This is a genomic window from Edaphosphingomonas fennica (genome assembly GCF_003034225.1).
GTDB classification, from domain to species: Bacteria; Pseudomonadota; Alphaproteobacteria; order Sphingomonadales; family Sphingomonadaceae; genus Sphingomonas_E; species Sphingomonas_E fennica.
In genome coordinates this window covers 1-24,683 of record NZ_PHHF01000016.1, presented here as the reverse complement: position 1 = coordinate 24,683, position 24,683 = coordinate 1, and the positions used below count along the sequence as shown (strand labels likewise).

Genomic DNA, 24,683 nt, shown 5'->3' with positions numbered 1-24,683 from the left:
TTCAGAATCAGATCAGCGGGGACGGCACGAAACCGGCAAGGCCGGCGTCCAGCCTGCGGGCGAGCGCGATCAGCCCCGCCTCGCCGCCCGGCGCGCCGACAAGCTGCACCGCCACCGGCATGCCATCGCCGTCCAGGCCGGCGGGAATGCTGATGGCGGGCAGGCCGGCGATATTGGCAAAGGCGGTGAAGGCCGATTGGGTAACGGGCGGGCGGCGGCTATGCGCGAAGGCAGCTTGCGGCGCGGTGGGCATCAGCAAGGCTCCGTCGCCAGCGATCGCGGCACGGACGCCCGCGCGGGTGCGTGCGATCACCCCTTCGGCCCTGGCGACATCGGCGGCGGGGACGCCGCCGGCATAATCCAGCATGAAGCGAAGCTCGTCCGACAGGCTTTCCGGCGCTTGGGCGCGCACGGGGCCGAGATGGTCGATCAGTTCCCGCGCCGCCACCACGAAGCCGGCGAAGCGGATGTCAGCGGCGCCGTCCTCGGGTGCGAATATCGCCTTCGGCATATCGGCCAGCAGCACGGCCGCGCGCTCATAGGCGGCGAGCACGGCGGGTTCGCACCCCAGGCCATCGAAGCTGTCGAGCAGCAGCAGGCGCGCGGGCGGAGGTGCGGCAGGCACGGGATCGGCCAGCACCGCCAGCACCGCTTCCAGATCGTCGATCGATTGGGCGATCGGGCCGATGCTGTCGAGCCATTCGCTCAGCGGCACCAGCCCGGCGTCGGGGATCGCGCCATGCGTCGGCTTGATGCCGTAGACGCCGTTATAGGCGGCGGGAATCCGCACCGATCCCAGCGTATCGGTGCCAAGCGCCGCCACGCACAGGCCCGCCGCAACCGCCGCCCCGCTCCCGCCCGATGATCCGCCCGGCGTGTATCCGGCGCGATGCGGGTTCATCGTCCGGCCGAACCAGGGATTGTCCGTCGTCGCCCCCAGCGCCGCCTCATGCATGTTGAGCGTGCCCAGGACGATCGCGCCGGCCGCGCGCAGCCGGGCCACGGCGACGGCATCCTCATCCGCGATAATGCCGCGACGCGCCGCCATGCCGGCATTCCATTCCAGCCCGCGGACGGCGATGTTCGATTTCACCGCAACCGGCACGCCTTCCAGCGGGAGCGCGCGTCCCGCTGCGATGCGCGCGCCGCTTTCCACGGCCGCGGCCCGCGCGCCCGCAATGTCGATCCCGACATAGGATCGGATTGCGGGATCGTGGGCATCGATCCGTGCCAGATAATGATCCACCACCTGAGCGGGCGTGACGTCACCCGCGCCATAGGCCGCACGCAGCCCGGCTATGTCGAGCTGGTGCAGCGGCGTCACAGCTTGCGCTCGTCGATCAGGCGGATCGGCTTCTGGCGGACATCGATCTGGGTGGCGGCGGCGGTTTCGCCCACGCCCACCAGGACCACCGAAACCTCCACGCCCAGCCCCTGGCGCAGCAGCCCCGCGATCTGGCCGTGATCGGTCCCGCCGCGGCTTTCCAGCGTCACACGCATATCGTCGCGCCCGGCCGCGTCGCGGCTGACATGGCAGACGAACTCGCCCGTCAGGTCCGGCCGGTTCTCGATCAGCGCGCCGATGGCGTGGGGGAAGACGTTGATGCCGCGCAGCTTCACCATATTGTCGCTGCGGCCCTTGAAGCCGGCGATGCGCTTGAACACCATGCCCGTCTGGTTGGCGCCGGAAAGCTCGTGCGTGATGTCATGCGTGTTGAAGCGGATGCAGGGCGCGATATCGTCCTTGAACAGGCAGGTGACGACCATGTCGCCGGTATCGCCCACGCCCACCGGCACGCCGCTGTCGACATCCAGCAGCTCCAGATATTGCGCGTCCTCCCACACATAGAGGCCGTCGCGTTCCGGGCCTTCGCCGGCGATCGATCCGGTATCGCCCACGCCATACCAGTCATAGGCCTTGGCCCCGCCCCACGCCTTTTCCACGCTGGCGCGATCCTCGGTGCCCAGATGCCCGCAGATCATCTTGATGTTGATGCGGTCCAGCAGCCCCTCGGCCTCAGCCGTCTCGGCAAGCTTGCGGATATAGTCGATGAAGCCGACCAGCACCGACACGTTGAAATCGGCCATCAGCCCGACCTGGTTGACCGATCGCGTCTCGATCCCCGTGCCGGCGGACAGGAAGATCGAGTTGGTGAAATGCGTCACCGCCTCGCGGATATAGTGGCCGCCGTTGATCATGCCGTGACCGTAGACGGACTGCACGACATCGGACGGGCTCACCCCCTGCCAGCGATACATGCGGCCGACGAGCAGGTTGGTGATCTCCCGCCCCTTCGGGCCGAACAGCAGCGCCTGCGGCCGGCCGGTGGTGCCGGATGTGGTGTGGAAGATCACCGGCGCCCGATCCGGGGAAGTGCCGACACCGCCGAAATCCCCATAAGGCGGATGATCGGCGATCGACGCCATCAGATCGCTCTTGTCGTAGACGGGCAGGCTGGTGATGTCCTCCAGACTACGGATATCGCCGGCCTCGATGCCCTTCGCGCCCCACAGGCGCTGGTAGAAGGGGATTTCCCAGCCGCGCTTCATCAGCTTCAGGAAGCGCCGGTTCTGCAGGGCGTGCAGCTCGTCCCGGCTCATCGCGGTGTAGCGCGCGGTGAAGGCGTCGCCGACCGGATAGTCCTCCAGCATCTGCTTGGCATCGAAGGCTTCGAAATAGGTCGGGAAGGTCATGCTGGCTCCGGACGTGTGAAATAGGAAAGCGGGTCGGAAAAAAGGCGCGGATCGGGCTCGGCGCGCGCCAGTTCGCGGGCAAGGTCGCGCTTGGCGGCGGTCTGCCCGGCGCTCATCGCGGCTTCGGGGTGGCCCAGCGTATTGGGGATGGCGCGTTCGATGCGGGTGCCATCGCGCAGGGTGATCGCCAGGCGCTGCGGAGACAGCGCGTTGAGATCGGGATTGTCGTCGACGGTGATCGCCAGCCGATCGGCCAGCGCCAGGATCGCGGGATCGGCAAAGGTGGCGGCGGTGAAGCGGCGCGGATCGATCCGCCCGTCCGTCAGCATCAGCGCCACCAGCAGCGGCAGGCAAAGCCGCGCATAAGCGGGTGTCATGTCCGGCTTCATCGGGCGGCCGACCAGCCGGGCGATCAGCGGCGGCACGAAGGCCTCGATGCGCTCGATCGAAACGGCGTCGATCGCCCCGTCGCGCATCAGCATGTCGATCGTCGCCAGAACGGCATGGCTGGCGCGGCCGGAAGGAAAGGGCTTGATCGAAACCTCGGCGATCCGCCAGGTCCGCCCCAGATCGCGCGCATAGGCCGCCGGATCGCCCTCGTCGAACAGGCGGAAATAGCCGAAGGGACCCTCCAGCGCGTCGTGCGGCCCGGTCAGGCCGGCCTTGACGAGATCGACGGCGGCAATGGCCGATCGCGCGGCGCCGGCGATCTGAAGCGGAAGGGCTATGGATCCTTCGACATGCGCCTGCATCGTGCCGGCGCATTGCGAATAAGCCAGGCCCAGCACGTCGGCGATATTCTCCACGCCCTCGATCCGGGCCACCGCCAGGGCCGATCCGATGCAGCCCGCCGTCGCCGGGCGGAAGAAGCGCAGCGGCGTTTCGGCCGCGAGGCCGAGGCCGCTCGCAATGTCGACGCCCACGGCCAGCGCGACGAGCGCCTCCTCCGGATCGCAACCGCCGCGCCGGTCGATCGCGGAGAGAAGCGAGGCGGTGACGGTGGAAAGCGCGTGGACGACCGCCGGCTCATGCACCGCGTCCCATTCCAGGCAATGGATCTGGAAGGCGTTGACGAAGGCCGCGCCCGCCGCCGGCAGCCGTGCATCGCGTGCGATGACGCGGGCATCCCCGCCCTGCCCCCAGCCGCTGGCGGCGGCGAACACGCCTTCCGCGCCCGGCGCGGTCGATCCGGCGGCGCCGGCCGCCAGCGTATCGCCTAGCAGATGAAGCGCCGCCGCACGCACCGGATCGGGAAGCCGATGCTCCGCGCATGCGAAATCCAGGATGCGGGCCGTGGCGCTCACAGCCAGCGATCCAGCAGATCGGTGATGTCGGACACGCGATTCCCCTCCAGCGCGATGCCGATCGCCTCGTCGATCGCGCCCGCATCGATCCCGCCCCAGGCCATCAGCTCGCGCGCCTTGGCGATCACGCCGGCGCCGTCCAACGGCCGCTCCGGATCGCCCAACGTATCGATCAGCGTCACCTCGCCGCCCGCGCTGGTGATCCGCGCACCGAAATGCGCGGGATAGGCCCCCGTCATGTCCGGCGCCTCGATCACCGACACGGCGGCGCGGGCATCGGCCAATGCCGCGATCGCATCCGGCTCGAAGTCCTGAAGGCGCGGAATGCCCCGCTCCATAACGATCGCCACGGCATGCTGGATCGAGAATTTCGCTTCCTGCACGGTGCGGGGCGTCGGCCGATCGCAGAAGACCAGCGCATCGCGATAAGTGGCCAGGGTGACCGGGCCGGAAAGGCCCCCTTCCGCCTTGAGCAGAAGCGCCGCATCGATCGCGGGGTGGGCGTGGCGGCAGGCGCCCCACGGCTTGAAGCTGACCTCGCCGATCCGCCAGGCATCGGCCAGCACGATCTCTCCGGGTGCGGCGCATGTCGCCGCGAACAGCCCCTGCGGGCCTTCCAGCACGTAACGCGGACCGGTGACGCCCGCCATCGCATAACGCGCCGCCGCCGTTCCCGTGGCGACCGCATGGGCGAGGTGCCATTGCTTGGCCATCACCGGCTCGTGCCGCATCTGCCAGAGGCCGCCCGCAACCGACCCGGCCAGGCCGAGCGCGGCGACGGTCTGGCCGATGTCCGCACCCAGCCGGCTCGCGGCAGCCGCCGCCGCGCCGAAGCCGCCCGCCGTCGCCGTATTGTGCCAATGGGCATAATGGCGGCCATCGAACATCGCGCCGATGGTGATCATCGCTTCATAGCCGCGCACGGCGGCGTCCAGCGCATTTTCCAGCCCGTCGTCCACCGCATCCCCGCCGATGCCGAGCGCCGCCGGCCACGCCACCGGCCCCGGATGCAGGATCGCCGTGCGATGGACATCGTCCATCTCCAGCACATTGCCCAGCCATGCCGCCCTGTCGACCGGCCCCGCGCCTGCCATGGCGGATTGTATCCGCGCGATTTCGGACGAGCGCGCGCCCGCGACGCAGCCCAGCCAGTCCAGCAGGTGGAGCCGGGCATTTGTCCGGACAATTTTCGGAACGGGGCGCCGCAGATGCTGTGCAAGCCGTTCGATTAGGCTATGATCGGCGGCGTTCACCGGCAAAGCTCCGGGACGTGACAAGTTGGAAGGGGAGTGAATTCTTGTCGGCGACGACTGAACAGGCCGCCGGTAGCAGTGGGCGCAAGCATCGCTACCAGGAACTTGCCGAAGATCTGCGCCAGGGAATATTGCGCGGCGACTTTCCCGATCCGGCGCAATTCCCAACCGAAAGCGTGCTCTGCGCGCGCTATGGGGTAAGCCGTTTCACCGTGCGGGAGGCCCTGCGCGCGTTGCAGAATGAAGGCCTGATCCAGCGCCGGCGCGGTTCCGGCACGGTGATCCAGCCGGCTTCCGCGCGCGGCGGCGCGCTGCACCAGCCTTTGTCCAACGTGGGCGAAATCCTGCAATATGCGCGCGACACCGAATTCCACTTCACGCCCAAGGGCATGGTGCCGCTGCCCAGGAAGCTGGCCGCGCATGCCGGCATGGCGCCGGGCGGCCGCTGGTATCATTTCCGCGGCCTGCGCACGAGCCGGGGCCTGAAGGAACCGATCGCGCTGACCGACGCCTATATCAGCCAGGACCTGGAAGCCGCCGCGCGCGAAATCCTGCCCAACGAGGCGATCTTTCGCCAGCTCGAGCAATTGTCCGGCGTCCGCATCGCCCGCGTCACGCAGGACATACAGGCCGTGCCCGCCAGCGGCCCCGTGGCCGCCGAGCTGGGCATCCCGCGCCGCAGCGCCTGCCTGCGCATCCTGCGCTGCTATCTGGACGCCAACGGCCGGGTGCTGGAACTTTCGCTCAGCCACCATCCCGGCAACCGCTTCGCCTATTCCATGCATATCGACGTCGACAAATAGATCAGCCATCGGCGCCCAGCTCCGGTGCGGGGCGGGGCGCCCAGGGGGCATCGCCGGCAAAGCGGATCGGCGGCGCGATATGGTGCGCGCCGCCCATCTCGACCACGAGCCCGCGTTCCACGACATGCGGTTCGGCCAGGGCCTCGCGGAAATCGAGCACGGGCGAAAAAGCGACATCCTTGTCCGCGAACCAGGCGACCCACTGGTCGCGGCTGCGCGTGCGGAAGGTTTCGCGCAGGAAGGCGATCAGCGGCGCCTGCGCCTCGCCCGGCGCCTCGGCGCCCAGCGCCACCAGATCGGGCCGCCCAAGCGCGTTCAGCAGGTTGGCGACGAACTTCAGCTCTCGCCCGCCCAGCACGACATGCCGGCCGTCCGCCGTTTCATAGACATTGTAGAAGGCCGCTCCGCCCAGCGACCGCTGGCTGTCCGATCGCGGCGGATCGCCCCCGCCGATCGCCGCGCCGGCGATGTGCGCGCACCAGGGGATCATCGCGTCGAACATGGCGATATCGACATAATCGCCCTGCCCGGTCCGATCCCGGCCGATCAGCCCCATCAGCACCGCCGACAGCGCGGTCAACCCGGCGGCCATGTCGGCGGACGGCGCCCCCGGCACCACCGGCATGCCATCCGGGCCGTCATTGACGGAAAGGAAGCCCGCCATCGCCTGCACCGCCATGTCGTGCGCGGGATGATGGGCCAGCGCGCCCTGCTGCCCGAAGGCGGAGATCGAGCAATAGACGATGCGCGGGTTTCGGGCGGAAACCGCATCATAGCCGAAACCCAGCCGGGCGGTCACGCCGGGGCGGAAGCCCTCGATGAACACGTCCGCGTCGGCGATCAACGCCCACAGCGCCTCGCGCCCGGCATCGGACTTGAGATCGAGCACAACGCTTTTCTTGCCCCGGTTGAGGTTGCGGAACCAGATCGACTGGCCCGCCTCGAACGGGGCCTGATCGCGGGCGGGATCGCCGGCGGCCGGCTCCACCTTGACGACCTCGGCCCCGTGATCCGCCATCATCACCGATAGCATCGGCCCCGGCAGGAACTGGGACAGATCGACGACCTTTATGCCCGATAGCTTGCCCATGCCTCAGATCACGCCTTTCGCCCGGAAGGCCGCGACTTCGGCGGCGGCATAGCCGGCCTCCGCCAGCACATCCTCGGTATCGCTGCCCAGCAGCGGCCCCGCGCGGTTCGGCAGGCGCTGGCCATCGATCCGGATCGGATTGGCGAGCACGCGCATGTCGGCCCGGTCGGGATGGGCCACGGTATCGACCATGCCCGTCGTGCGGAGATACGGATTGTCCAGCGCCTGATCGAGCGAGAAGACCGGCGCCACCGGCATATGCCCGCCCAGCAGATCGACCCAGTGGGCGGTCGGTTGCCGTTCGAACACCGTATCCAGGATGGCGACGAGAGCATCCCTGTTTTCCAGCCGATCGGCGGGCTTCAGGAAACGCGGGTCCTCCGCCAGCTCGGGCAGGCCCAGCCGGTCGAGCAGCACCGTCCAGAATTTCGGGATCTGGGCCATCACGAACACCCAGCCGTCCGCCGTCCGGAACATCTGGCTCGGCGTCACGGAAGGATGCGCGGACCGCGACGTGCGGCCGGTCACGTCGCCCGCGTTCAGATACCACATCGCCGGATAGCTGGTCTGGTGGACGGCGGTGGACAGCAGGTCGACGTCCACGTCCCTGCCCTGCCCGCTGCGGCCCGCATCGAGCAGCGCCGCCAGCAGGCCGATCGCCATCATCGTGCCCGTCATGAAATCGACGATCGACAGGCCGAAGCGCGTGGGCAGCGCATCGGGCTCGCCGGTCATCGCCATGAAGCCGGCTTCCGCCTGCATAAGATAATCATAGCCCGGCCAGCGCGTGCGTTCGTTATCGCGCCCATAGGCCGAAAGATGCGCGCACACGATCGCCGGATTGGCTGCCTTCAGATGATCGTAGGTAAGGCCGATCTTCTCCGGCAGGTCGCCGCGCAGATTGTTGACCACCGCGTGCGACTGCGCCGCCAGCCGGTGAAGGATTTCCTTCCCCTCCGCCGTGTTGAGGTCCAGCGTCAGCGATCGCTTGTTGAGGTTGAAGCTCTGGAAGAACAGGCTTTCATTATCGCGCAGGAAATGAGGCCCCACGGCACGCGCGCTGTCGCCCGAGCCCGGCTGCTCGATCTTGATGACCTCCGCGCCGAGCTGTGCCAGGAACATCGTGCCATAGGGTCCCGCCCCATATTGCTCGGCTGAAAGGATGCGGTATCCGGCCAGTGGAAGATGGGACGTCACACCGGGTTCCTCTTGATCCACTGCTTGGCGATGATCATGCGCTGCATCTCGTTGGTGCCCTCGCCGATGCACATCAGCAGCGCATCGCGATAGAAGCGCTCGATCTCATATTCCTTGGAATAGCTGTAGCCGCCGAAGATGCGCATGCCTTCCTCGGAATTGCGGACGGCCGCTTCGGAGGCGAAGAATTTCGCCATGCCGGCCTCCATGTCGCAGCGCTCGCCCCGGTCATAGGCCTGGGCGGCATTGGCCACGAGCAGGCGGGCCGCCTCGGCACGCGTCACCATCTCGCCCAGCTTGAGCTGGATCGCCTGGTGCTGGGCGATGGGCTTGCCCATCGTCTTGCGGACCTGCGCATATTCGGTGGCCAGCCGCAGCGCGCCCTCGGCCAGGCCCACGCCACGCGCGGCGACGTTGATGCGGCCCAGCTCCAGCCCGCCCGTCGCCTGGAAGAAGCCCTCGCCTTCCACGCCGCCGATCAGGTTTTCGGCCGGGATGCGATAATCCTCGAAAACCAGCTCCGCGCTGTCGATCGCCTTGTAGCCCAGCTTGTCGAACTTCTTGCCGACCTTGAAGCCTTCGCCCTTGGGGGCGATGAACAGGCTGATCCCCTTATAGCGGGGCTCTGCCTTGGGGTCGGTCTTCACCAGCAGCGCGAAGCAGCTTCCCTGGATGCCGTTGGTGATCCAGGTCTTGGTGCCGTTGATGACATAATCGTCGCCGTCGCGCACCGCTGTGGTGCGGATGCCCTGCAGATCGGTGCCGGCATCCGGCTCCGTCAGGGCAAGGCCGCCGCGCACCTCGCCACTGGCGAACAGCGGCAACCATTTGCGCTTCTGCGCCTCGGTGCCGAACCGCTCCACCGCCGCCGACATGATGAGGTGCGAATTGACGATGCCGGTGATCGCCATCCAGTAGGATGATATCCGGGTGATGATCTTGGCATAGGTGGTCGCCGGCAGGCCGAGACCGCCATATTCCTGGGAGATGGTGGCGCCGAAGAGCCCCATCTCCTTCATCTGCTCGACCAATGCTGCCGGCCATATGTCGCCATGGTCGTGATGCATCACGACGGGGCGGACCTCGCGTTCGATCCAGCGATCGATCGCGTCGAGGAAGGCGGCTTCCTCGGCCGGATCGATATGCCTTTGGGCGTGTTCGGACATGCCAGCGCCCCTCAATCGTCCATCGGACCGCAACCGCGCTTCCAGATCAGCATGGTGCGGTTGAAGGTGCAGACGATATCGCCGTGCTGGTTTTTGCCGGTCGTCTTGACGGTGACGACACCCTGTTCGGGACGCGAGCTGGATTCGCGCTTCTCGATCACCTCGCTCTCGGCATAGAGCGTGTCGCCGGGGAATAGCGGCTTGGTCATCTTGATATTGTCCCAGCCCAGATTGGCGACGGCCTTCTGGCTGATGTCGGACACGCTCATGCCCACCATCAGGGCGACGGTGAAGGGCGAGCAGACAAGCGGCTTTTCGAACTCGGTCTTCTTGGCGAACTCATAATCGAAATGCGCCGGATGCGTGTTCATCGTCAGCAGCGTGAACCACACATTGTCCGTATCGGTGATGGTGCGTCCGGGCCGGTGTTCGTAGATATGGCCGACGACGAAGTCCTCGAAATAACGGCCGAAGGTTTCCCGGAAACGACCGGGGCTGACTTCCACTACACCCTCACGCATCATTCTTGCTCCGCATGTCCAAAATCCTTTGGTATCGCCGCATGATCGGTGCTTCGAGCATGCGGCCATTGAAACGAACGGCGGCGCCACCGGCCGCCTGAAAAGCCTCTTGCGCCTGCCTGGCCTCGGCCACTTCCTCGGCCGTCGGGCGCAGCACCGCGTTGATCGGATCGACCTGCGCGGGATGGATCGCCGCCTTGCCGGTGAAGCCCATCGCCTTGGCGGCGCGCGTCTCCTCGACAAGCCCCTGCTGGTCGTCGAGGCGGATGAACGGCACGTCGATCGCGGGAACGCCCGCCCCGGCGCAGCCCAGGATGAAGGCCCCGCGCGCCGCCTGCAGCGGCCCCCAGGCCAGATCCACGCCAAGTTCCGCCGCGAAATCGCCACCGCCGAACATCATCGCGGCAACGCCGGGCGCGCCGGCGATCGAACCTATCGCATCGAGGCCCCTCACGGTTTCGATCAGCGGCACGATGCCCGGCACGCGGGCGCCGAGCACGGACCGGATGATCGCGATCTCGGCGGCATTTTCCACCTTGGGCACGAACAGCAGGGACGGCAGGCGCGGGGCATCCGCCAGCGCCAGCAGATCCTCCAGCCCGGCCCGCGTCGTCATTCCGTTGATGCGCAGGACGAGGCGATCGGCCCCTTCCGCGATCGCGACGATCGCGGCGGCGCGCGCCTCGCCCTTCCCGGATTCGGGAACGGCATCCTCGAGATCGATGCACACGACATCGGCGTCCGACGCCAGCGCCTTGCCGAAACGATCCGGCTTGCTGCCCGGAACGAACAGCATGGTGGATATGATGCCGATGGCGGTCAACGGTGTCTCCCTGTCAGGCCCTAAGAATTTGTCCGGACAACTTATAAGTCAAGCGCAAAAAGCCCGGCGCTCCCCCTGGCCTCAAAATGGCTTCACGGCGCCGAGATAGGATGTGGCGATCAGCAGGGCATAAACGACGAAAACCCAGATGCGGGTGCGATCCATCGTCCGGCGGAGCGGCACCTCGGTCTCGTCGCTGGAACCTTCCTTCAGCAGGCGGCCGAGCTGCGGCCCCACCGGCTTGAAGGCGACGTCGATCATGATGGCGGCGGCGAAAATCAGGCCGAAAAGCAATGCCTTCATCGCCAGCCAGGTCTCGGCGAGGGGCGCGCCCTGCGCCAGCGACTGAACCCCCAGCCAGAGATAGCCGAGGGTGATCGCGTTCTTCAGCCAGAATTCGATTCGCCGGTTGCGCGCGGCACGCGGCGTCATGTCGTGGAAATGCGCGTCCCACACCAGCCAGAGCCAGACCAGCCCCGCCGCCCAGGCGCCCGCCAACAGCCACGCCGGCACCGCCCAATAGCCGCCCAGGGAAACCACGGAGAGCGAGACCGGCACCATCAGCGCCCAGGCCGTGCGCGGCGTCATATCGATCAGCACGAGGAGCTTGAGCAGCGCGATCCGCTGATCGAGCGTGTAGATGAAGCGCTTGCGGAAATGCTGCCCCGCCAGGAACACGCCCACGTCGCCGCCAAGCCACAGAACGAAGAGCAGAAGGTGGAAATAGACCAGGCTCGGATAGGCCAGATCGGCGACGCTCATAAAATTCTCCCGTTTGCCCCGCGATGGGTTGACACACCCGATCGTACATGAAAATTTGTCCGGACAAATCATAAAAAGAAGCCGCAGGTGGATACGCGACACCGGGTCATCAGGGAGATTGAAAATGAATCGCTTTCTGCTCGCCGCAACGACGGCGCTTACCGCTGGATTTGCAATTGCTCCGCTTCACGCACAGACCGCCGCGGCTGATGCGCAGGCCGCGACGGACGCATCGATGGGCGGGATCGACGACATCGTCGTCACCGCCCAGCGCCGTCAGGAAAGCGTTCAGAATGTGCCGATCGCGATTTCGGCCTTCTCGGGCGATCAGCTTCGCAACCAGGGCGTTTCGAATACGCTGGAACTGGGCCGTTTCGTCCCCAACCTGGTGTCGATGAACAATACCGGCATCGGGTCCGCCAACGCCTTCTACCTGCGCGGCCTCGGCAATACCGAAACCATCCCCACCTTCGATCCGCCGGTCGGCACCTATGTCGACGACATCTATCTCAGCCGCCAGAATGCGAATAATATCAACCTGTTCGATGTGGAGCGCGTGGAAGTGCTGCGCGGACCGCAGGGCACGCTGTTCGGCCGTAACACCACGGGCGGCGCCGTCAGCGTCATCCTGAAGGAACCGGGCAAGGAATTCGGCGGCTTCGCCGAGGTCGGCTATGGCCGCTACAACAAGCGCGTGGCGCGCGCCTCGGTGGACGTGCCGCTGGCGGACAGCTTCGCGATCAAGATCAGCGGCTATTGGCAGAATGACGATGGCTATGTGAAGAACGTCACCACCGGCCAGCGCCTCAACGACGATGACGGCTGGGGCGTGCGCCTGGGCGTGCGCGGCGAGCTCAGCCCTTCGGCCCGCTGGACGAGCTCCTATGCCCATATCGTCGCCAATGGCGAGAATATCCTGAACTTCGATTGCAACCCGGCCGATCCCACCGACTGCAAGGGCCGGTTCGCCACGACGGGCATTCCCACGGGCAAAAGCTCCACGTCGTCGCCCTTCGCCTCGCTGCCGATCAGCGGGCGCAAGAAGAATTTCCTGATGGGGAATTACACGACGACCGATCTGATCACGTCCAACCTCGAATTCGACGTCGGCAAGGATCTCACGCTGAACCTGATCACCGGCTATGTCAGCCAGGATCAGCAATATGCGCTGGATTTCTATGACGGCCGCTCCGGCCCGTCGCTGTCCAATCCGGTGCCGCCGGTGATGGGCTATACCCGCGGCGGCTTCGCCATCCTCACGGACGGCCAGCACGAACAGTTCAGCCAGGAAGTGAAGCTCAACGGCAGCCTTGCGGATGGGCTGATCGACTTCGTCGGCGGCGCCTTCTACCTCGTGGAAAACAACCGCACCGATTTCGCCGACACCTTCACCCTGGCACCGACGACCACGCTGGTGCTGGCCGATCGCCTGCTGCGCAACAAGACGGAAGCACTCGCGGGCTACATGCAGGCGGATTTCAACGTCACCGACCAGCTCAAGCTGACGGCCGGCATCCGCTATACCGACGAGACCAAGACCTTCAGCCTGCACGACAACCGGGCGAGCTGCAACGACGGCACCGTCGAGGCGACCTGCATGGATACGCCCAACCTGATCGCACCTTCGGGCCTGCTGGTGCCGGACAAGCTGAAGGCCAAGCTGTGGACGCCGCGCTTTGCGGTGAACTACAAGGCGACGGACGACGTGCTGCTGTTCGCGTCGGCCACGCGCGGCTTCAAGTCGGGCGGCTGGAATGCGCGCGCCACCGCGACCAACGCCTTCCTCCCCTTCGGCCCCGAAAAGGTCTGGAGCTACGAAGCCGGCATCAAATCCGACTGGTTCGATCGCCGCGTCCGCGCCAACCTGACCTTCTTCTACACCGACGTCACCGATCTGCAGACGCCGTCCGCGCTCGTCGCGGCCAACGGATCGGCCACCTTCATCACCCGCAATTTCGCCGACATGCGGAACAAGGGCATTGAGGCCGAATTCGTTTTCGTGCCGGTGGAGAAGCTCAACCTCTACGTGAACGCCGGCTATCAGGACGCCAAATACAAGATCGATCGCAACGCGCCGGATCTCGACGAATATGGCATCCAGTCAGTCAATGCGCAGCAGCAGGCCTGTCTGGCCCTGCTGGCGGCGGGCAATATTCCCGGCGGCACCGGCACCACGGCGGCCTGCGGCGCGGGCATCGTCACGCCCGACGGCAAGATCGCCAAGCCCACCCGCACGCCGGAACTGACGCTGGCCTTCGGCGGCAATTACGAACTGGGTCTGGGCAATAGCGGGCTGACGCTGGTTCCTTCGATCAACGCCAGCTTCCGCACGAAGCAGGAGACGAACGCCGCCAACTACACCATCTACAGCGGCGAGATCACCGGCACCAACGGCACCTACCCGGCCAATCCCTACGAAGGGGATATCCTGACGGGTTCGCACGCCCCTTCGGCCTGGTTCATCAATGCCAGCCTCGCGCTGAACGGCGTGGACAAGAAGTGGCAGCTTTCCGTCTCGTGCACCAACTGCTTCAATGAGACGGCGGCGAACACCTCGCTCGTCAACACCCGCTACATCGACCAGCCGATGACGTGGATGGCGCGGGCCCGCTACAACTTCTGATCCGGCATCGCCGGCAATAAGGACGACGAACGCATGACGAGAGCCACAGGCGCGCGCTCGGAATTCAGGCTAGGCGCGAAACCGCTTGCGGCGGCGTTGATCGGGGTGGCGTGTGGCGCATCGCCGCTTCCGTTCAACGTGTTGCCGCTCGTCATGGGGCCGATCAGCGCGGAGTTCCATTGGGATTTCGCGGCGACCAGCGCGGGGGTGACCGTATTCGGCATCATCGCCGCGCTGCTCGCGCCCTTTTATGGCGGCCTTTCCGATCGCTTCGGGGTGCGGCCGGTGGTGCTGTGGTCGCTCCTGGCCTTCGCGGTGGTTTTCGCCTCCTTCTACTTCCTGCCGGCATCCAAGACGGGATATCTGCTGTTCTGGGCGGTGCTGGGCGCCATCGGCATCGGATCGACCCCCGTTACGTGGAGCCGGGCGATCAGCCTCTGGTTCAACCGGCATCGCGGGCTGGCGCTGGGCATCATGCTGCTCGGCACCAGCCTGGCGGCCATGGTGGTGCCCCAGATCGCCCAGGCGGCGATATCCCGCGGCGGCTGGCGCATGGCCTTTCCCGTGGTGGCGCTGCTGCCGCTATTGATCGCCATCCCCATCGCGCTGCTCTGGTTTCGCGAGCCGCGCGCCGACGAAAGGCCGGCGGGCATTGCCGATACCACCGGCGCCATCTTCGGCATCAGCCTGCGCGATGCCGTGCGCGGCCACCGCTTCTGGATCCTGTTTACCTCGATCCTCCTGACCGCCTTCGCTTATGGCGGCGCCCATATCCACATCGCGCAGATCGTCGGGCTCCACGGCTTCTCGGCGGAGATCGCCGCCAGCGTGCTGGGCGTGGTCGCGGTCGGCATCCTGGTCGGCCGGCTTCTCGTCGGCTTCCTGTTCGATCGCTTCTGGGCGCCGGGCGTGGCCTTTCCGGCCCTGCTGCTGCCGGCCATCGCCTGCTGGCTGCTGATGGGCACCGATGCCGGCATGTCCCATGTGATCGTCGGCGGCTTCCTGCTGGGTTTCGCGGCCGGCACCGAATCCGATGTCATCGCCTATCTTGCCGCCAAATATTTCGGCATGGCGCATTATGGCCGCATCTATGGCGTGCTCTACATGCCCTTCGCGATCGGCTCGGCCATCTCCCCCATCATCTACGGCATGGTTCGCGATCGGACGGGCGGCTACGATCCCATGCTGATCGCCGCGATGGTGATGTTTGCCGCCGGCGGCGCGCTGCTGCCGCTGCTCGGCCGCTACCCCGATCCCCGGACATCAGGAAATGACTGACATGGCTACGCTGGCCCCGATCGACCAGACCGCGCTTTCCACGATTTCGGCGGCGGTGGGCGCGGCGGCGCTCGTCACCGACGAGGCCGAGCTGCGCTATTATTCGCAGGACGTCTACAGCAACGGGCCGACGGTGCTCGCCGTGTTCCGCCCGGCCGACAAGGCCATGCTGGCGCGCGGCATCGCCGCCGCCACGGCCGCCGGGGTGATGATCGTGCCCCGCGGCGGCGGCATGAGCTATACGGGCGGCTACCTCGCCCCCGCGGCCGGCGCGCTGCTGATCGATACCGGATCGATGAACCGGGTGCTGGATATCAATACGGAGGACATGACCGTCACGGTCGAGGCCGGCTGCACCTGGGACAAGCTGCATCGCACGTTGAAGCCGCACGGCCTGCGCGCGCTCGCCTGGGGCACGCTTTCCGGCATCAACGCCACGGTCGGCGGCGGCATGAGCCAGAATGGCGTGTTCTGGGGCGCCGGCGGCGGCACGGTCGTCGATGCTGCGCTCAGCTTCGAGGTGGTCCTGGCCGATGGCACGATGGTCAGCACCGGCAGCAGCTTCTTCCGGCCGTTCGGCCCCGATGTCACCGGCATCTTCGCGGCCGATTGCGGGGCGTTCGGGGTCAAGGCCACCGTCACGCTGAAGCTGGTGCGCGAAGGCACGGCCTTCGCCTACGGCTCCTTCTCCTTCCCGGATGCCGCCGCTTTCTTCGGCGCGATGAGCGCGGTGGCGCGCGAGGGCCTGGCATCCGAAAGCTTCGGCTTCGATCCCTATCTCCAGGCACAGCGGATGAAGCGCGAAAGCCTGACGAAGGACGCCAAGTCGCTGGTGAACATGATGAAGGCGCAAGGATCGGCGTGGAAGGCGCTGAAGGAAGGCGCCAAGGTCGTGGCCGCCGGCCGCTCCTTCCTCGACGACGTGCCCTTCTCGCTCCACCTGATCTGCGAGGGGCGCCATCAGTCCGCCGTCGAGGCAGACATGAAGGCGATCGAGGCGATCGCCGCCCGCCACGGCGGCAAGGCGATCGAAAACACCATCCCCAAGATCCTGCGCGCCAACCCCTTCCCGCCGGTCAATTCCATGGTCGGCCCCGATGGCGAGCGCTGGGTGCCGGTGCACGGCTTCCTGCCGCACAGCCGGCTGGTGGAAGGCTGGAACCGCATCCAGGAGCTGTTCGATGCGAACAGGGCCGAAATGGAGGCCAACGGCGTCGCCGCCGGCGCCATGCTGGCCGCGGTCAGCCGGTCGACCTGCCTGATCGAGCCGGTCTTCTTCTGGCCCGATGCGCTGGAGGATATCCACTGCCGCTCGCTCGAGGCGGATCATCTCGCCAAGCTCAGCCGCTTTCCGGCGAACGTGCAATCGCGCGCCCTCGTCGGCCGCCTCCGGGCGGAAATCGTCGCCATTTTCCGCGATCTGGAGGCGACGCACCTGCAGGTCGCCCGCACCTATCCCCTCGCCGCCGCCAGCGATCCGCGCGCGTGGGACATGCTGAAGGCGCTGAAGGCACTCGTCGATCCCCGGGGGTTGATGAACCCCGGCAGCCTCGGGCTCTAGGCCGATGACCGCCGCTCCCACGCCCCCGGCCCCCAAGCCCTATGCCGCGCTCGCGCTCCAGATCGCGGCGCGATCCGTGGAAAAGCAGCCCGATCGCGCGGCAGCCAGCGCCCAGATGCTGGCGATGATCGCGGAAATCGGCGCCAAGCTCCGTTCCTCCGCCATCTTCATCCAGCAATATGGCGGCACGCCGGTGCGGCTGGCGGTGCTGCCCGAATATTTCCTGACGAGCTATCCGGGGCGGATATCCATTCCCGATTTCGCCGAGAAGGCGGCGCTCGACATGGACGGGCCGGAATATGCCGCGCTGGGGGAAATCGCGTCGGCGCAGAATCTCCATCTCGCCGGCAACGCCTATGAACGCGATCCGAACTTTCCGGGGATCTATTTCCAGACGAGCTTCGTCATCGCGCCCGATGGCAGGGTGGTGCTGCGCTATCGCCGGCTGAACTCGATGTTCGCGCCGACGCCGCACGACGTCTGGTCAAAATATCTCGACATCTACGGGATCGATGGCGTGTTCCCGGTGGCGCGCACCGAAATCGGCAACATCGCCGCGATCGCCTCGGAAGAGATCCTCTATCCGGAGATCGCGCGTGCCCACGCATTGCGCGGCGCCGAAATCTTCGTCCATTCCTCGTCCGAGATCGGATCGCCGCTGGCAACGCCCAAGCAGATCGCCAAGCGCGCCCGCGCCTTCGAAAACATCGCCTATGTCGTGTCCGCCAACACCGCCGGCATCGAAGGCACGACGATGCCGCTCGCCTCGGCCGACGGCAATTCCACCGTCATCGACTATAAGGGCAATCCGCTGTCGGAATCGAACAGCGGCGAAACCTTCACCGCCTTTGCCGATATCGATATCGCCGCCCTGCGCGCGCAGCGCCGCAAGCCGGGCATGACGAATTTCCTGGCCCGGCAGCGGCTGGATCTGTTCGCGCCCGTCTATGCGGCGGCCACGCACCAGCCGGCGAACAGCCTAATCGAACCGGACGGCACCGTCCGTCAGCCGGACCGCGATCATTTCCTGCGCGTTCAGGAACAGGTGATCGAACGCCTATCCAAGGAGGGTCTGATATGAAGCAGGATGTGCCCCCGCCTTATACGGCCGTCGCGCGCCACGCCGTGTTCCCGGCACCGCGCCATGACGAGGCCGCCCGCTACAACTTCCTCACCGGCCTCAACAAATATCTGTCCGGAACGATCGGCGCCGGCAACAAGCTGGCCTATGACACGCGCGTCCTGCCCGCCTTCCGGGCCGAGCATGGCCGCGATCCCAGGGATCGGTTCGAAATCCGCCACGCGATGAACCGCGATCCGTGGCACCGCTTCTGGTCTGCCTGCAAGCGCAACTCCATGGAAATGCGCCAGCAGAACGGCCGCTCCATCACGCTGCGCCAGATCGACGAGCTGGCCGGCAAGGTCCGGCAGTTCAACGAAGGCCGCAATACGCTGGAACTCGATCCGGCGGTGAAGGTGCCGCGCTATCAGGATGCGGTCGACATCCACTGCATGCCGGGCTGCTACCATGGCGAGGAACGGCCGGGGGACATGTCGGCCGGCGCCAATTACGATAGCGGCCTCTTCGCCACCACCGGCGGCGGCCTGGGCGCCCTTTCCGACGGCGGCGGGCAGGCGCTGGTGGAATGGATACGCAAGGAACGGCCCGGCTGGGCGCCGAAGCGCATCCTCGATCTGGGCTGCACCGTCGGGCACAATATCGTGCCGCTGGCGCTGGCCTTTCCCGAGGCGGAGGTGATCGCGATCGATACCGCCGCGCCGGTGCTCCGATATGGCCATGCCCGCGCGCAGGCGCTGGGGGCGACCAACCTGCGCTTCATCCAGATGGATGCGGAGCATATGGGCCGCTTCGCCGATGGCCATTTCGATTGGGTGCAGACGACCATGTATCTGCACGAGCTGTCCGGCAAGGCGCTGCCCGCGATCATCCGCGAAGGCGTGCGCGTGCTGGCGCCGGGCGGGCTGATGTTCCACCTCGAACAGCCGCAATATACCGATGACATGCCGCTCTACGAGCAGTTCATCCGCGACTGGGACGCCTTCAACAATAACGAGCCCTTCTGGTCGGCGATGCACGCCATGGACCTGAAGCAGATCATGGCGGATGCCGGCCTGCCGCTCGACTGCCAGTTCGTCACCGGCGTCCGCGCCGTGGTGGATCGCGACATATTCCCCCAGGCGCCCTCGGGCGAGCAGGAGGATCATGGCCGCGCGGCAGTGTGGAACGCCTATGGAGCCTGGAAACCGAAAGCATGAGTGACGACAGCATCGACTGGATCGCCCGCGCGGGCACCCGCGCCAAGGGCAAGCGCCCGGATTTCCTGGGCGATCCCACCTCCGAACGCATGCTTTCCATCCTGCTTGCCGTCGCCGGCGAGGTTTCCGTGCTGAAGGAACGGCTGGATACGGTGGAACGGCTGCTCGACGCCAAGGGCACGATCAGCCGCGCCGACATCGAAGGCTATAATCCGGATCGCGACGCGGCCTACGAACGCGCGGTGATGACCAAGGAATATATCGCGCGGATCATGCGCGGCGTGCAGCAGGAGATGGAAGCGATGCAGGTGCAGGAACGCCCCGTCGCCGATATCAGCGCCGATCTGAAGGACAATTGATGCAGCACCGCACGATCAGCGGCCACATCCGCTACACATCGAAGAAGCCCGAGATGCTGGATCGGGAGCGCGGCCGCGAATGGTTCAGCTTCACCCGCCATGGCGACGGCAGCACCATCTTCCGCGCCCGTTGCGAAATCGAGGAACCGGCGCCCACGGTGCTGCGCGACATCATCTACGCCCTCGATGCGGAAGGCCGGCCGCAGGACCTCCACATCCACCTCACCGTGGGGGACAGGTTCATGGGCTCGGGCTGGATGCATCATGTCCCCGGCGAACAGGGCGGCACTATCGAATGCGAAAGCTTCGGCCCCTCGATCGGCCGGCTTTCACAGGTGATGCCCTATGCTGGCACGATCGACGGCTTCGGCACGCACCCGATCGCCGGCGATGGCTACACCACCCGCTGCATGGATGTTTCGCGCGGGCCCCACCGGCGCAACATCCGCGTGTTCCTCCCTTCCCCCGATCATCGCGGCGCCACGCCGCCGATGATCGCTGAGGTCAATATCGGGCTGGAATATGTCGGCGACGAAACCGTAACCGTGCCGGCCGGCACCTTCGCCTGCCGCCACTTCCGCTTCGTCGACGATGAAGGCCCCGGCATGGGCGGCACCCAGCATCCCCATTATGACATGTGGGTCACGGCCGACGAGGATTCGATCTTCGTCCAGGGCGGCGTCGGCGGCTATATGCAGACCTGGTACGAACTGGTCGAATTACAGCGCTGACGGTCCCGGCCGGGGACCGGGGCCGGAGAATCTATTTCAGCAGCTGATTCATCTCGATCAGCGTGCCGTCCGGATCGAAGAAGTTGCAGCCCTTCACCCGGATCGGCGGCGCGCCGTTGCGGCCGGGATAGACCTGCAGGCGGGGCGGGGCCGTCATGGCGATCCCGGGCAGCTTCGCCGCCGCCGCGCAACGCCTCTCGACATCGTCGGTGTTCATGACGATGACGTGGCCGCCTATCCCCATGCGGCGGGGATAAGGCCCCGGATCGGCGAGCGGCGGATCGATCCACTGCATCAGCCCGATCCAGCCCACCCATGCATCATTGCCGTTGAGCAGCACGAGCCGCGCCCTGGCGCCCGGCTCGCCCGCGGGGAGCGCCACGCCCGATGTTTCGACCACGGTGTCGTAATTGACCTTGAGCCCCACGACATCGCGATAGAGGCGGAGCGAGGCATCGATATCGCGGACGATCAGCGTGACGCGGCGGATATCGGTGGGCACCGGCTGGGCGGGCTTTTCGACGCCGGGGGACTGGGTGACGGGAGCGGCGGGTTGCGCCGCCAGCGCCAAGGCAAGCGCCAGGGCCTTAACCACTGAGCGCCTCTTCCGAATAAGCGGCCAGCGGCAGCGCCGCGCCCGATTGGCGGATCAGCGCCTGCTTGCGGAAGAAGCGCAGCAGGCCGCTATCGCCCATGCGCGAAGGGCCGATGCCGCTCGCGCCGAAGCTCGATTTCTCCGCTTCCCACACCAGCCCGGTCAGCGAACCGTCATTGATGGAAACGCCGCCTGCCCGGAGGCGCACGGCCACCGCCTCGGCCTCCTCCACGGTGCCGGCGATCACCGCCGCCGACAGGCCGAATATGCCGCTATTGGCATGCGTCACCGCCTCGTCCACGCTGTCGAACAGGGTAACGGGAATGACGGGGCCGAACGTCTCCTCGGCCATGATCGGCATGTCGGGCGTCACGTCCACCAGCACGGTCGGGCGCAGATATTTGCCGCCGTCCAGCGTTTCCACCTGTCCCCCCGCCAGCAGCTTCGCGCCCCTGGCCACGGCATCGTCGATCTGTGCCTGCACGATCTCCGCCTGCCGGGCGAAGATGAAGGGGCCGATATCGCCCGCATTCACGTCGGGATGATTGAGGCGCACCGCCTTCGCCCCATTTACCAGCGCCTCCAGGAAAGGCCCGGCAATCTCCCGCGCCACATAGACACGCTCGATCGACTGGCAAGCCTGGCCCGTGTTCAGCACCGATGCGCGCAGCGCCGTTTCCGCCGCCTTCACGGGATCGGCGCTGGCCAGCACCAGCATCGGATCCTTGCCGCCCAGTTCCAGGCTGGCCGGGATGAAGGCCCTCGCGGCCGCTTCGCCTACCTTGCGGCCCGTGGCGACCGATCCGGTGAAGGCGATGAAATCGACCTGGCCGATCAGCGCCGCCCCGGTTGCGCCATCGCCTTCGATCAGCGCCACCACGTCCGCCAGCTCCGGCACCTCGGCGATTGCCGCCGCCAGCGGACGCATGAAGCGCGGCGTCACTTCCGATGGCTTCACGATCACCGCGCAACCCGCCGCCAGCGCCGGGATGGCGTCGATAAGGGCCAGGGTCAGCGGGAAGTTCCACGGGCTGATGATGCCGATCAATTGATAGGGCACCAGCCTGGTCGAGGCGGTGATCGTCGGGATGGCCGTCTGCCGGTCGCTGATCTCGGCCCGCGCGATGATTCCGGGCGCACTGTCCGCCCAGCGCTGCAGCGCGCGGATCATCGCCTCCACCTCGATCTTCGATATGGCCGCGCGGCCGGTATCGGCGATCAGCGCGGCGGCCAGAGCCGTGCGATGCCGGCCGATCGCCTCGGCCAGGCGGTGCAGGACGGCCCCGCGCTCCCCGGCGGTTCGTGCCGCCCACGCCCCCTGCCCCGCCCGCAGCCGCGACGCGACCGTCGCGATCGCCGCCTCGTCCAGGGGCTCGATGCTGTAATCCGCCTCGCCGGTGCGCGGGTTGACGACGGCAAGGCTCATTGCTGGCTCTCCCAGGAGGAAATGATTTCGGCGCCGGTCGCAAACCACGCCTCGGGCCGCGCGGCGAGCCTCGCCAGCAGCCCCTCGAACGCGGCGATGCGATAGGGCAGCGCCATGATATAGGGGGTGATATGCAGCGGAAGGACGCGGGCATTGGCCGATCCCGCCTCCGCCGCCAGCCAGTCGAAGGCGTCTTCCATCTGCCGGGCATAGCTGTCGGCCGACTGCTGCTGCACGGTGATGATCTGCCGATCGGAAAGCTCGTGGTTGAGCGGCAGGTTGATGAGGCCGTTGGCGAAGCGCCACGGCAGCTCGTCATTCACCCAATCGCACGTATAGGCGAGGCCCGCTTCCTTCAGCAGCCGGGGCGTGTTCCAGCTTTCCGATCGCGCGATCGAAAGCCAGCCGGTGGGCCGCCGGCCCGCCGCCGCCTCGAGCGATGCCAGCGATCGTTCGATCAGCGCCCGCTCGTCCTCTTCCGGAAGCCCGCTTGCGATCGTGCCGTTCATGTCGGTCGAATGGGCGATGATCTCATGGCCCCCGGCGACGATATCGGCGATGATCTCCGGATAACGCTCGGCGATCGCCCCGTTGGTGGCGATCGACGCCCGCACGCCGGCTTTCGCAAAGGCATCGAGCAGGCGGTAGAAGCCCACCCGCGTGCCATATTCGCGCGCCGTATAATGGCGATAGTCCGGATAGGCCGTCTGCATATGGCCGGGCGCGCGGAACGGCATGTCCGAAGGGATCATCGGAAACCATTCCAGGCTCACGCACAGCCATACCGCAACACCCTTGTCGCCCGGCCAGCGCAAGACCCCGCGATCGAAGATCGAGGACCAGGCGTAAAGGTCATGATCATATCCCTCGCGCCGCCTGGGATATTCGAGATAGGCGGGATCAAGCGCCACGGGCGGCCTCCGCATGATGATGTTCGTAATAATGGTCGGCGATCTCGCCGGCCCGCGCGATCCAGGCGCGGCCGTCCTCGGCGATATGGCGCAGCACATCGGCAAAGGGGCCGATCCGGTGGGGCTGGCCGATCAGATAGGCGTGCAGCGGAATGCACATCACCGTGCCCGATTCCGCGCCCTCCTCCGCCAGCCGCTCATATTGGCGGATCAGCGTGTCGGCATATTCGCGCGGGCTCATATTATAGACGAAGAAGCCGTAATGGTCGTTGACCTCCAGGCTGTAGGGGATGGAGATCAGCCGCCCCTGCTTCACCTTCACCGGCTGCGGCTGATCGTCGTGATAAAGGTCGCAGGTGTAATCCAGCCCATATTCAGCGATCAGGTCCAGCGTGCGCGGCGTGTGCGTCAGGGCCGGCGCCAGCCAGCCGCGGATCGTCTGCCCCGTCGCCTCCCGCACGGTGCGGATCGAATCCTCGATGATCGCGCGCTCCTGCGCCTCGTCCATCCCATAGGCGTATCGGGTGTTGTAGATGCCGTGGCTGAAGAATTCCCAGCCGCGTTCATTGGCGTCCGCCACCACTTCGGGATGATGCTGGCATAGCGCCACCGACAGCGAAACCGATCCCGGGAAGCCGTATTTCGACATCGCCTCCGCCATCCGCCAATGGGATACGCGGTTGGAATGGTCACGATGGGCATATCCCACCACATCGGGATGCGGCTTCGTCCAGCTCTTGCGCAGCGGATTGGCCGGCGGATCGATCTCATAATATTCCAGGTTCGGCGCCACCCACACGGCCACCGCCTTGCCGCCCGGCCACGCGATCCTCGGCCGTCCGCGATAGGGGACGAAATCATAGAGGCCGGGATCGGCCTTCTGCGCCTCGCTCATCGCCGCGCCTCCAGCCAGTCGATCACCACCTGCACGGGCTCGACATCCGCATATTTGAGCTGGAGATCGGTCAGGTTGGCGAAATGGTAGCTCTCATGCTTGTCCGCGCAGGTCTCGATCGGCACGATCGTGCGGAAGCCATAGGCCAGCGAATCCACCGCCGTCGCCCGCACGCAGCCCGATGTGCTGCCGCCCGTCACCACCACCGTATCCACGCGATGCCAGCGCAGATAGGAATTCAGCGGCGTCTCGAAGAAGGCCGAGGGCATCCGCTTGGTATATTGCAGGTCGTCGGGATCGATCTCGCAGCGCGGGTCGAAGGCGTGGCGTTCGCTTGTAGCGCGACGATTACGGAGTCCGGTCGGCGTCAATTTTGATGGCCGATAGGTGGCCGCGCCGGTTGGTGAATTCTGG

23 protein-coding genes are annotated in these 24,683 nt (G+C 66.5%); 8 read left to right on the top strand and 15 right to left on the bottom strand.

Going from position 1 to position 24,683, the window contains the following annotated elements:
* Window positions 1-7: 7 nt before the first annotated feature.
* From CV103_RS02985 to CV103_RS02970, 4 genes are read right to left on the bottom strand one after another with little or no spacing between them, the layout of a single operon-like run.
* Window positions 8-1,324, bottom strand: a complete 1,317-nt coding sequence (locus CV103_RS02985; protein ID WP_107393930.1) for an amidase — start codon at window positions 1,322-1,324, stop codon at window positions 8-10.
* Window positions 1,321-2,694 (bottom strand): phenylacetate--CoA ligase family protein, encoded by a 1,374-nt coding sequence (locus tag CV103_RS02980; RefSeq protein WP_015456852.1) that lies wholly within the window; start codon window positions 2,692-2,694, stop codon window positions 1,321-1,323. The genes CV103_RS02985 and CV103_RS02980 overlap by 4 nt, the downstream gene beginning before the upstream one ends.
* Window positions 2,691-3,998, bottom strand: a complete 1,308-nt coding sequence (locus CV103_RS02975; protein WP_107393929.1) for an MmgE/PrpD family protein — start codon at window positions 3,996-3,998, stop codon at window positions 2,691-2,693. The genes CV103_RS02980 and CV103_RS02975 overlap by 4 nt, the downstream gene beginning before the upstream one ends.
* Window positions 3,995-5,251 carry an MmgE/PrpD family protein gene (locus tag CV103_RS02970; protein WP_211314339.1) on the bottom strand — a complete coding sequence of 419 codons (1,257 nt, stop codon included), beginning with the start codon at window positions 5,249-5,251 and terminating at the stop codon, window positions 3,995-3,997. The genes CV103_RS02975 and CV103_RS02970 overlap by 4 nt, the downstream gene beginning before the upstream one ends.
* Window positions 5,252-5,295: 44 nt before the next feature.
* Here CV103_RS02970 and CV103_RS02965 point away from each other — a divergent pair, with 44 nt between their 5' ends.
* A complete protein-coding gene (locus CV103_RS02965; RefSeq protein WP_084653491.1) occupies window positions 5,296-6,054 on the top strand; it encodes a GntR family transcriptional regulator in 759 nt (252 codons plus the stop codon).
* 1 nt (window position 6,055) lies between these two features.
* Here the strand turns inward: CV103_RS02965 and CV103_RS02960 are convergent, their stop codons facing one another.
* The 6 genes from CV103_RS02960 to CV103_RS02935 form a co-directional block, all read right to left on the bottom strand.
* Entirely contained in the window at window positions 6,056-7,144 is a 1,089-nt protein-coding gene (locus CV103_RS02960; protein WP_107393927.1) for a CaiB/BaiF CoA transferase family protein, read from the bottom strand.
* Window positions 7,145-7,147: 3 nt separating this feature from the next.
* Window positions 7,148-8,341, bottom strand: coding sequence for a CaiB/BaiF CoA transferase family protein (locus CV103_RS02955; protein WP_107393926.1), 1,194 nt, complete (start codon window positions 8,339-8,341; stop codon window positions 7,148-7,150).
* Window positions 8,338-9,507 carry an acyl-CoA dehydrogenase family protein gene (locus CV103_RS02950; RefSeq protein ID WP_070933849.1) on the bottom strand — a complete coding sequence of 390 codons (1,170 nt, stop codon included), beginning with the start codon at window positions 9,505-9,507 and terminating at the stop codon, window positions 8,338-8,340. Before CV103_RS02950 ends, CV103_RS02955 begins: the two co-directional genes overlap by 4 nt.
* Window positions 9,508-9,518: 11 nt before the next feature.
* Complete coding sequence (locus CV103_RS02945) at window positions 9,519-10,028, bottom strand: MaoC family dehydratase (protein ID WP_015456845.1); 510 nt, start codon at window positions 10,026-10,028, stop codon at window positions 9,519-9,521.
* The gene (locus CV103_RS02940; RefSeq protein ID WP_107393925.1) at window positions 10,021-10,851 is read right to left on the bottom strand and encodes an HpcH/HpaI aldolase/citrate lyase family protein; all 831 of its coding nucleotides are present in this window, start codon (window positions 10,849-10,851) and stop codon (window positions 10,021-10,023) included. The genes CV103_RS02945 and CV103_RS02940 overlap by 8 nt, the downstream gene beginning before the upstream one ends.
* An 81-nt stretch (window positions 10,852-10,932) precedes the next feature.
* Complete coding sequence (locus CV103_RS02935) at window positions 10,933-11,613, bottom strand: hypothetical protein (RefSeq protein WP_107393924.1); 681 nt, start codon at window positions 11,611-11,613, stop codon at window positions 10,933-10,935.
* A gap of 124 nt (window positions 11,614-11,737) precedes the next feature.
* On the opposite strand from CV103_RS02935, the gene CV103_RS02930 reads away from it, so the two are divergent.
* From CV103_RS02930 to CV103_RS02900, 7 genes are read left to right on the top strand one after another with little or no spacing between them, the layout of a single operon-like run.
* Complete coding sequence (locus tag CV103_RS02930; protein ID WP_015456842.1) at window positions 11,738-14,236, top strand: TonB-dependent receptor; 2,499 nt, start codon at window positions 11,738-11,740, stop codon at window positions 14,234-14,236.
* A 33-nt stretch (window positions 14,237-14,269) separates the two neighbouring features.
* Window positions 14,270-15,514 carry an MFS transporter gene (locus CV103_RS02925; protein ID WP_211314338.1) on the top strand — a complete coding sequence of 415 codons (1,245 nt, stop codon included), beginning with the start codon at window positions 14,270-14,272 and terminating at the stop codon, window positions 15,512-15,514.
* A gap of 1 nt (window position 15,515) precedes the next feature.
* Entirely contained in the window at window positions 15,516-17,075 is a 1,560-nt protein-coding gene (locus CV103_RS02920; protein ID WP_107393922.1) for an FAD-binding oxidoreductase, read from the top strand.
* A 4-nt stretch (window positions 17,076-17,079) separates the two neighbouring features.
* Window positions 17,080-18,156, top strand: coding sequence for a nitrilase-related carbon-nitrogen hydrolase (locus tag CV103_RS02915; RefSeq protein ID WP_107393921.1), 1,077 nt, complete (start codon window positions 17,080-17,082; stop codon window positions 18,154-18,156).
* Window positions 18,153-19,352, top strand: a complete 1,200-nt coding sequence (locus CV103_RS02910) for a class I SAM-dependent methyltransferase (protein ID WP_107393920.1) — start codon at window positions 18,153-18,155, stop codon at window positions 19,350-19,352. Before CV103_RS02915 ends, CV103_RS02910 begins: the two co-directional genes overlap by 4 nt.
* Window positions 19,349-19,711 carry a hypothetical protein gene (locus CV103_RS02905; protein ID WP_041864740.1) on the top strand — a complete coding sequence of 121 codons (363 nt, stop codon included), beginning with the start codon at window positions 19,349-19,351 and terminating at the stop codon, window positions 19,709-19,711. Before CV103_RS02910 ends, CV103_RS02905 begins: the two co-directional genes overlap by 4 nt.
* Window positions 19,711-20,442, top strand: a complete 732-nt coding sequence (locus CV103_RS02900) for a hypothetical protein (protein WP_015456836.1) — start codon at window positions 19,711-19,713, stop codon at window positions 20,440-20,442. The genes CV103_RS02905 and CV103_RS02900 overlap by 1 nt, the downstream gene beginning before the upstream one ends.
* Window positions 20,443-20,473: 31 nt before the next feature.
* Here the strand turns inward: CV103_RS02900 and CV103_RS02895 are convergent, their stop codons facing one another.
* The 5 genes from CV103_RS02895 to CV103_RS02875 all read right to left on the bottom strand — a co-directional run.
* A complete protein-coding gene (locus tag CV103_RS02895) occupies window positions 20,474-21,037 on the bottom strand; it encodes a VOC family protein (protein ID WP_070933843.1) in 564 nt (187 codons plus the stop codon).
* Window positions 21,030-22,463 carry an aldehyde dehydrogenase family protein gene (locus tag CV103_RS02890; RefSeq protein WP_015456834.1) on the bottom strand — a complete coding sequence of 478 codons (1,434 nt, stop codon included), beginning with the start codon at window positions 22,461-22,463 and terminating at the stop codon, window positions 21,030-21,032. Before CV103_RS02890 ends, CV103_RS02895 begins: the two co-directional genes overlap by 8 nt.
* Entirely contained in the window at window positions 22,460-23,374 is a 915-nt protein-coding gene (locus CV103_RS02885; RefSeq protein WP_107393945.1) for a polysaccharide deacetylase family protein, read from the bottom strand. The genes CV103_RS02890 and CV103_RS02885 overlap by 4 nt, the downstream gene beginning before the upstream one ends.
* Window positions 23,364-24,269 carry a polysaccharide deacetylase family protein gene (locus CV103_RS02880; protein WP_015456832.1) on the bottom strand — a complete coding sequence of 302 codons (906 nt, stop codon included), beginning with the start codon at window positions 24,267-24,269 and terminating at the stop codon, window positions 23,364-23,366. The genes CV103_RS02885 and CV103_RS02880 overlap by 11 nt, the downstream gene beginning before the upstream one ends.
* Window positions 24,266-24,683, bottom strand: a 418-nt coding sequence (locus CV103_RS02875) for an isochorismatase family protein (RefSeq protein WP_146163371.1), incomplete at its 5' end; no start/stop codon positions are given. The genes CV103_RS02875 and CV103_RS02880, both read right to left, overlap by 4 nt.

Excerpts from the sequence above, each read along its gene's own strand:
- CV103_RS02980 (WP_015456852.1), bottom strand. The coding sequence starts at position 2,694 with ATGACCTTCCCGACCTATTTCGAAGCCTTCGATGCCAAGCAGATGCTG.
- CV103_RS02960 (WP_107393927.1), bottom strand. The coding sequence starts at position 7,144 with ATGGGCAAGCTATCGGGCATAAAGGTCGTCGATCTGTCCCAGTTCCTG.
- CV103_RS02950 (WP_070933849.1), bottom strand. The coding sequence starts at position 9,507 with ATGTCCGAACACGCCCAAAGGCATATCGATCCGGCCGAGGAAGCCGCC.
- CV103_RS02945 (WP_015456845.1), bottom strand. The coding sequence starts at position 10,028 with ATGCGTGAGGGTGTAGTGGAAGTCAGCCCCGGTCGTTTCCGGGAAACC.
- CV103_RS02935 (WP_107393924.1), bottom strand. The coding sequence starts at position 11,613 with ATGAGCGTCGCCGATCTGGCCTATCCGAGCCTGGTCTATTTCCACCTT.
- CV103_RS02930 (WP_015456842.1), top strand. The coding sequence starts at position 11,738 with ATGAATCGCTTTCTGCTCGCCGCAACGACGGCGCTTACCGCTGGATTT.
- CV103_RS02925 (WP_211314338.1), top strand. The coding sequence starts at position 14,270 with ATGACGAGAGCCACAGGCGCGCGCTCGGAATTCAGGCTAGGCGCGAAA.
- CV103_RS02920 (WP_107393922.1), top strand. The coding sequence starts at position 15,516 with ATGGCTACGCTGGCCCCGATCGACCAGACCGCGCTTTCCACGATTTCG.
- CV103_RS02915 (WP_107393921.1), top strand. The coding sequence starts at position 17,080 with ATGACCGCCGCTCCCACGCCCCCGGCCCCCAAGCCCTATGCCGCGCTC.
- CV103_RS02910 (WP_107393920.1), top strand. The coding sequence starts at position 18,153 with ATGAAGCAGGATGTGCCCCCGCCTTATACGGCCGTCGCGCGCCACGCC.
- CV103_RS02905 (WP_041864740.1), top strand. The coding sequence starts at position 19,349 with ATGAGTGACGACAGCATCGACTGGATCGCCCGCGCGGGCACCCGCGCC.
- CV103_RS02900 (WP_015456836.1), top strand. The coding sequence starts at position 19,711 with ATGCAGCACCGCACGATCAGCGGCCACATCCGCTACACATCGAAGAAG.
- CV103_RS02890 (WP_015456834.1), bottom strand. The coding sequence starts at position 22,463 with ATGAGCCTTGCCGTCGTCAACCCGCGCACCGGCGAGGCGGATTACAGC.
- CV103_RS02880 (WP_015456832.1), bottom strand. The coding sequence starts at position 24,269 with ATGAGCGAGGCGCAGAAGGCCGATCCCGGCCTCTATGATTTCGTCCCC.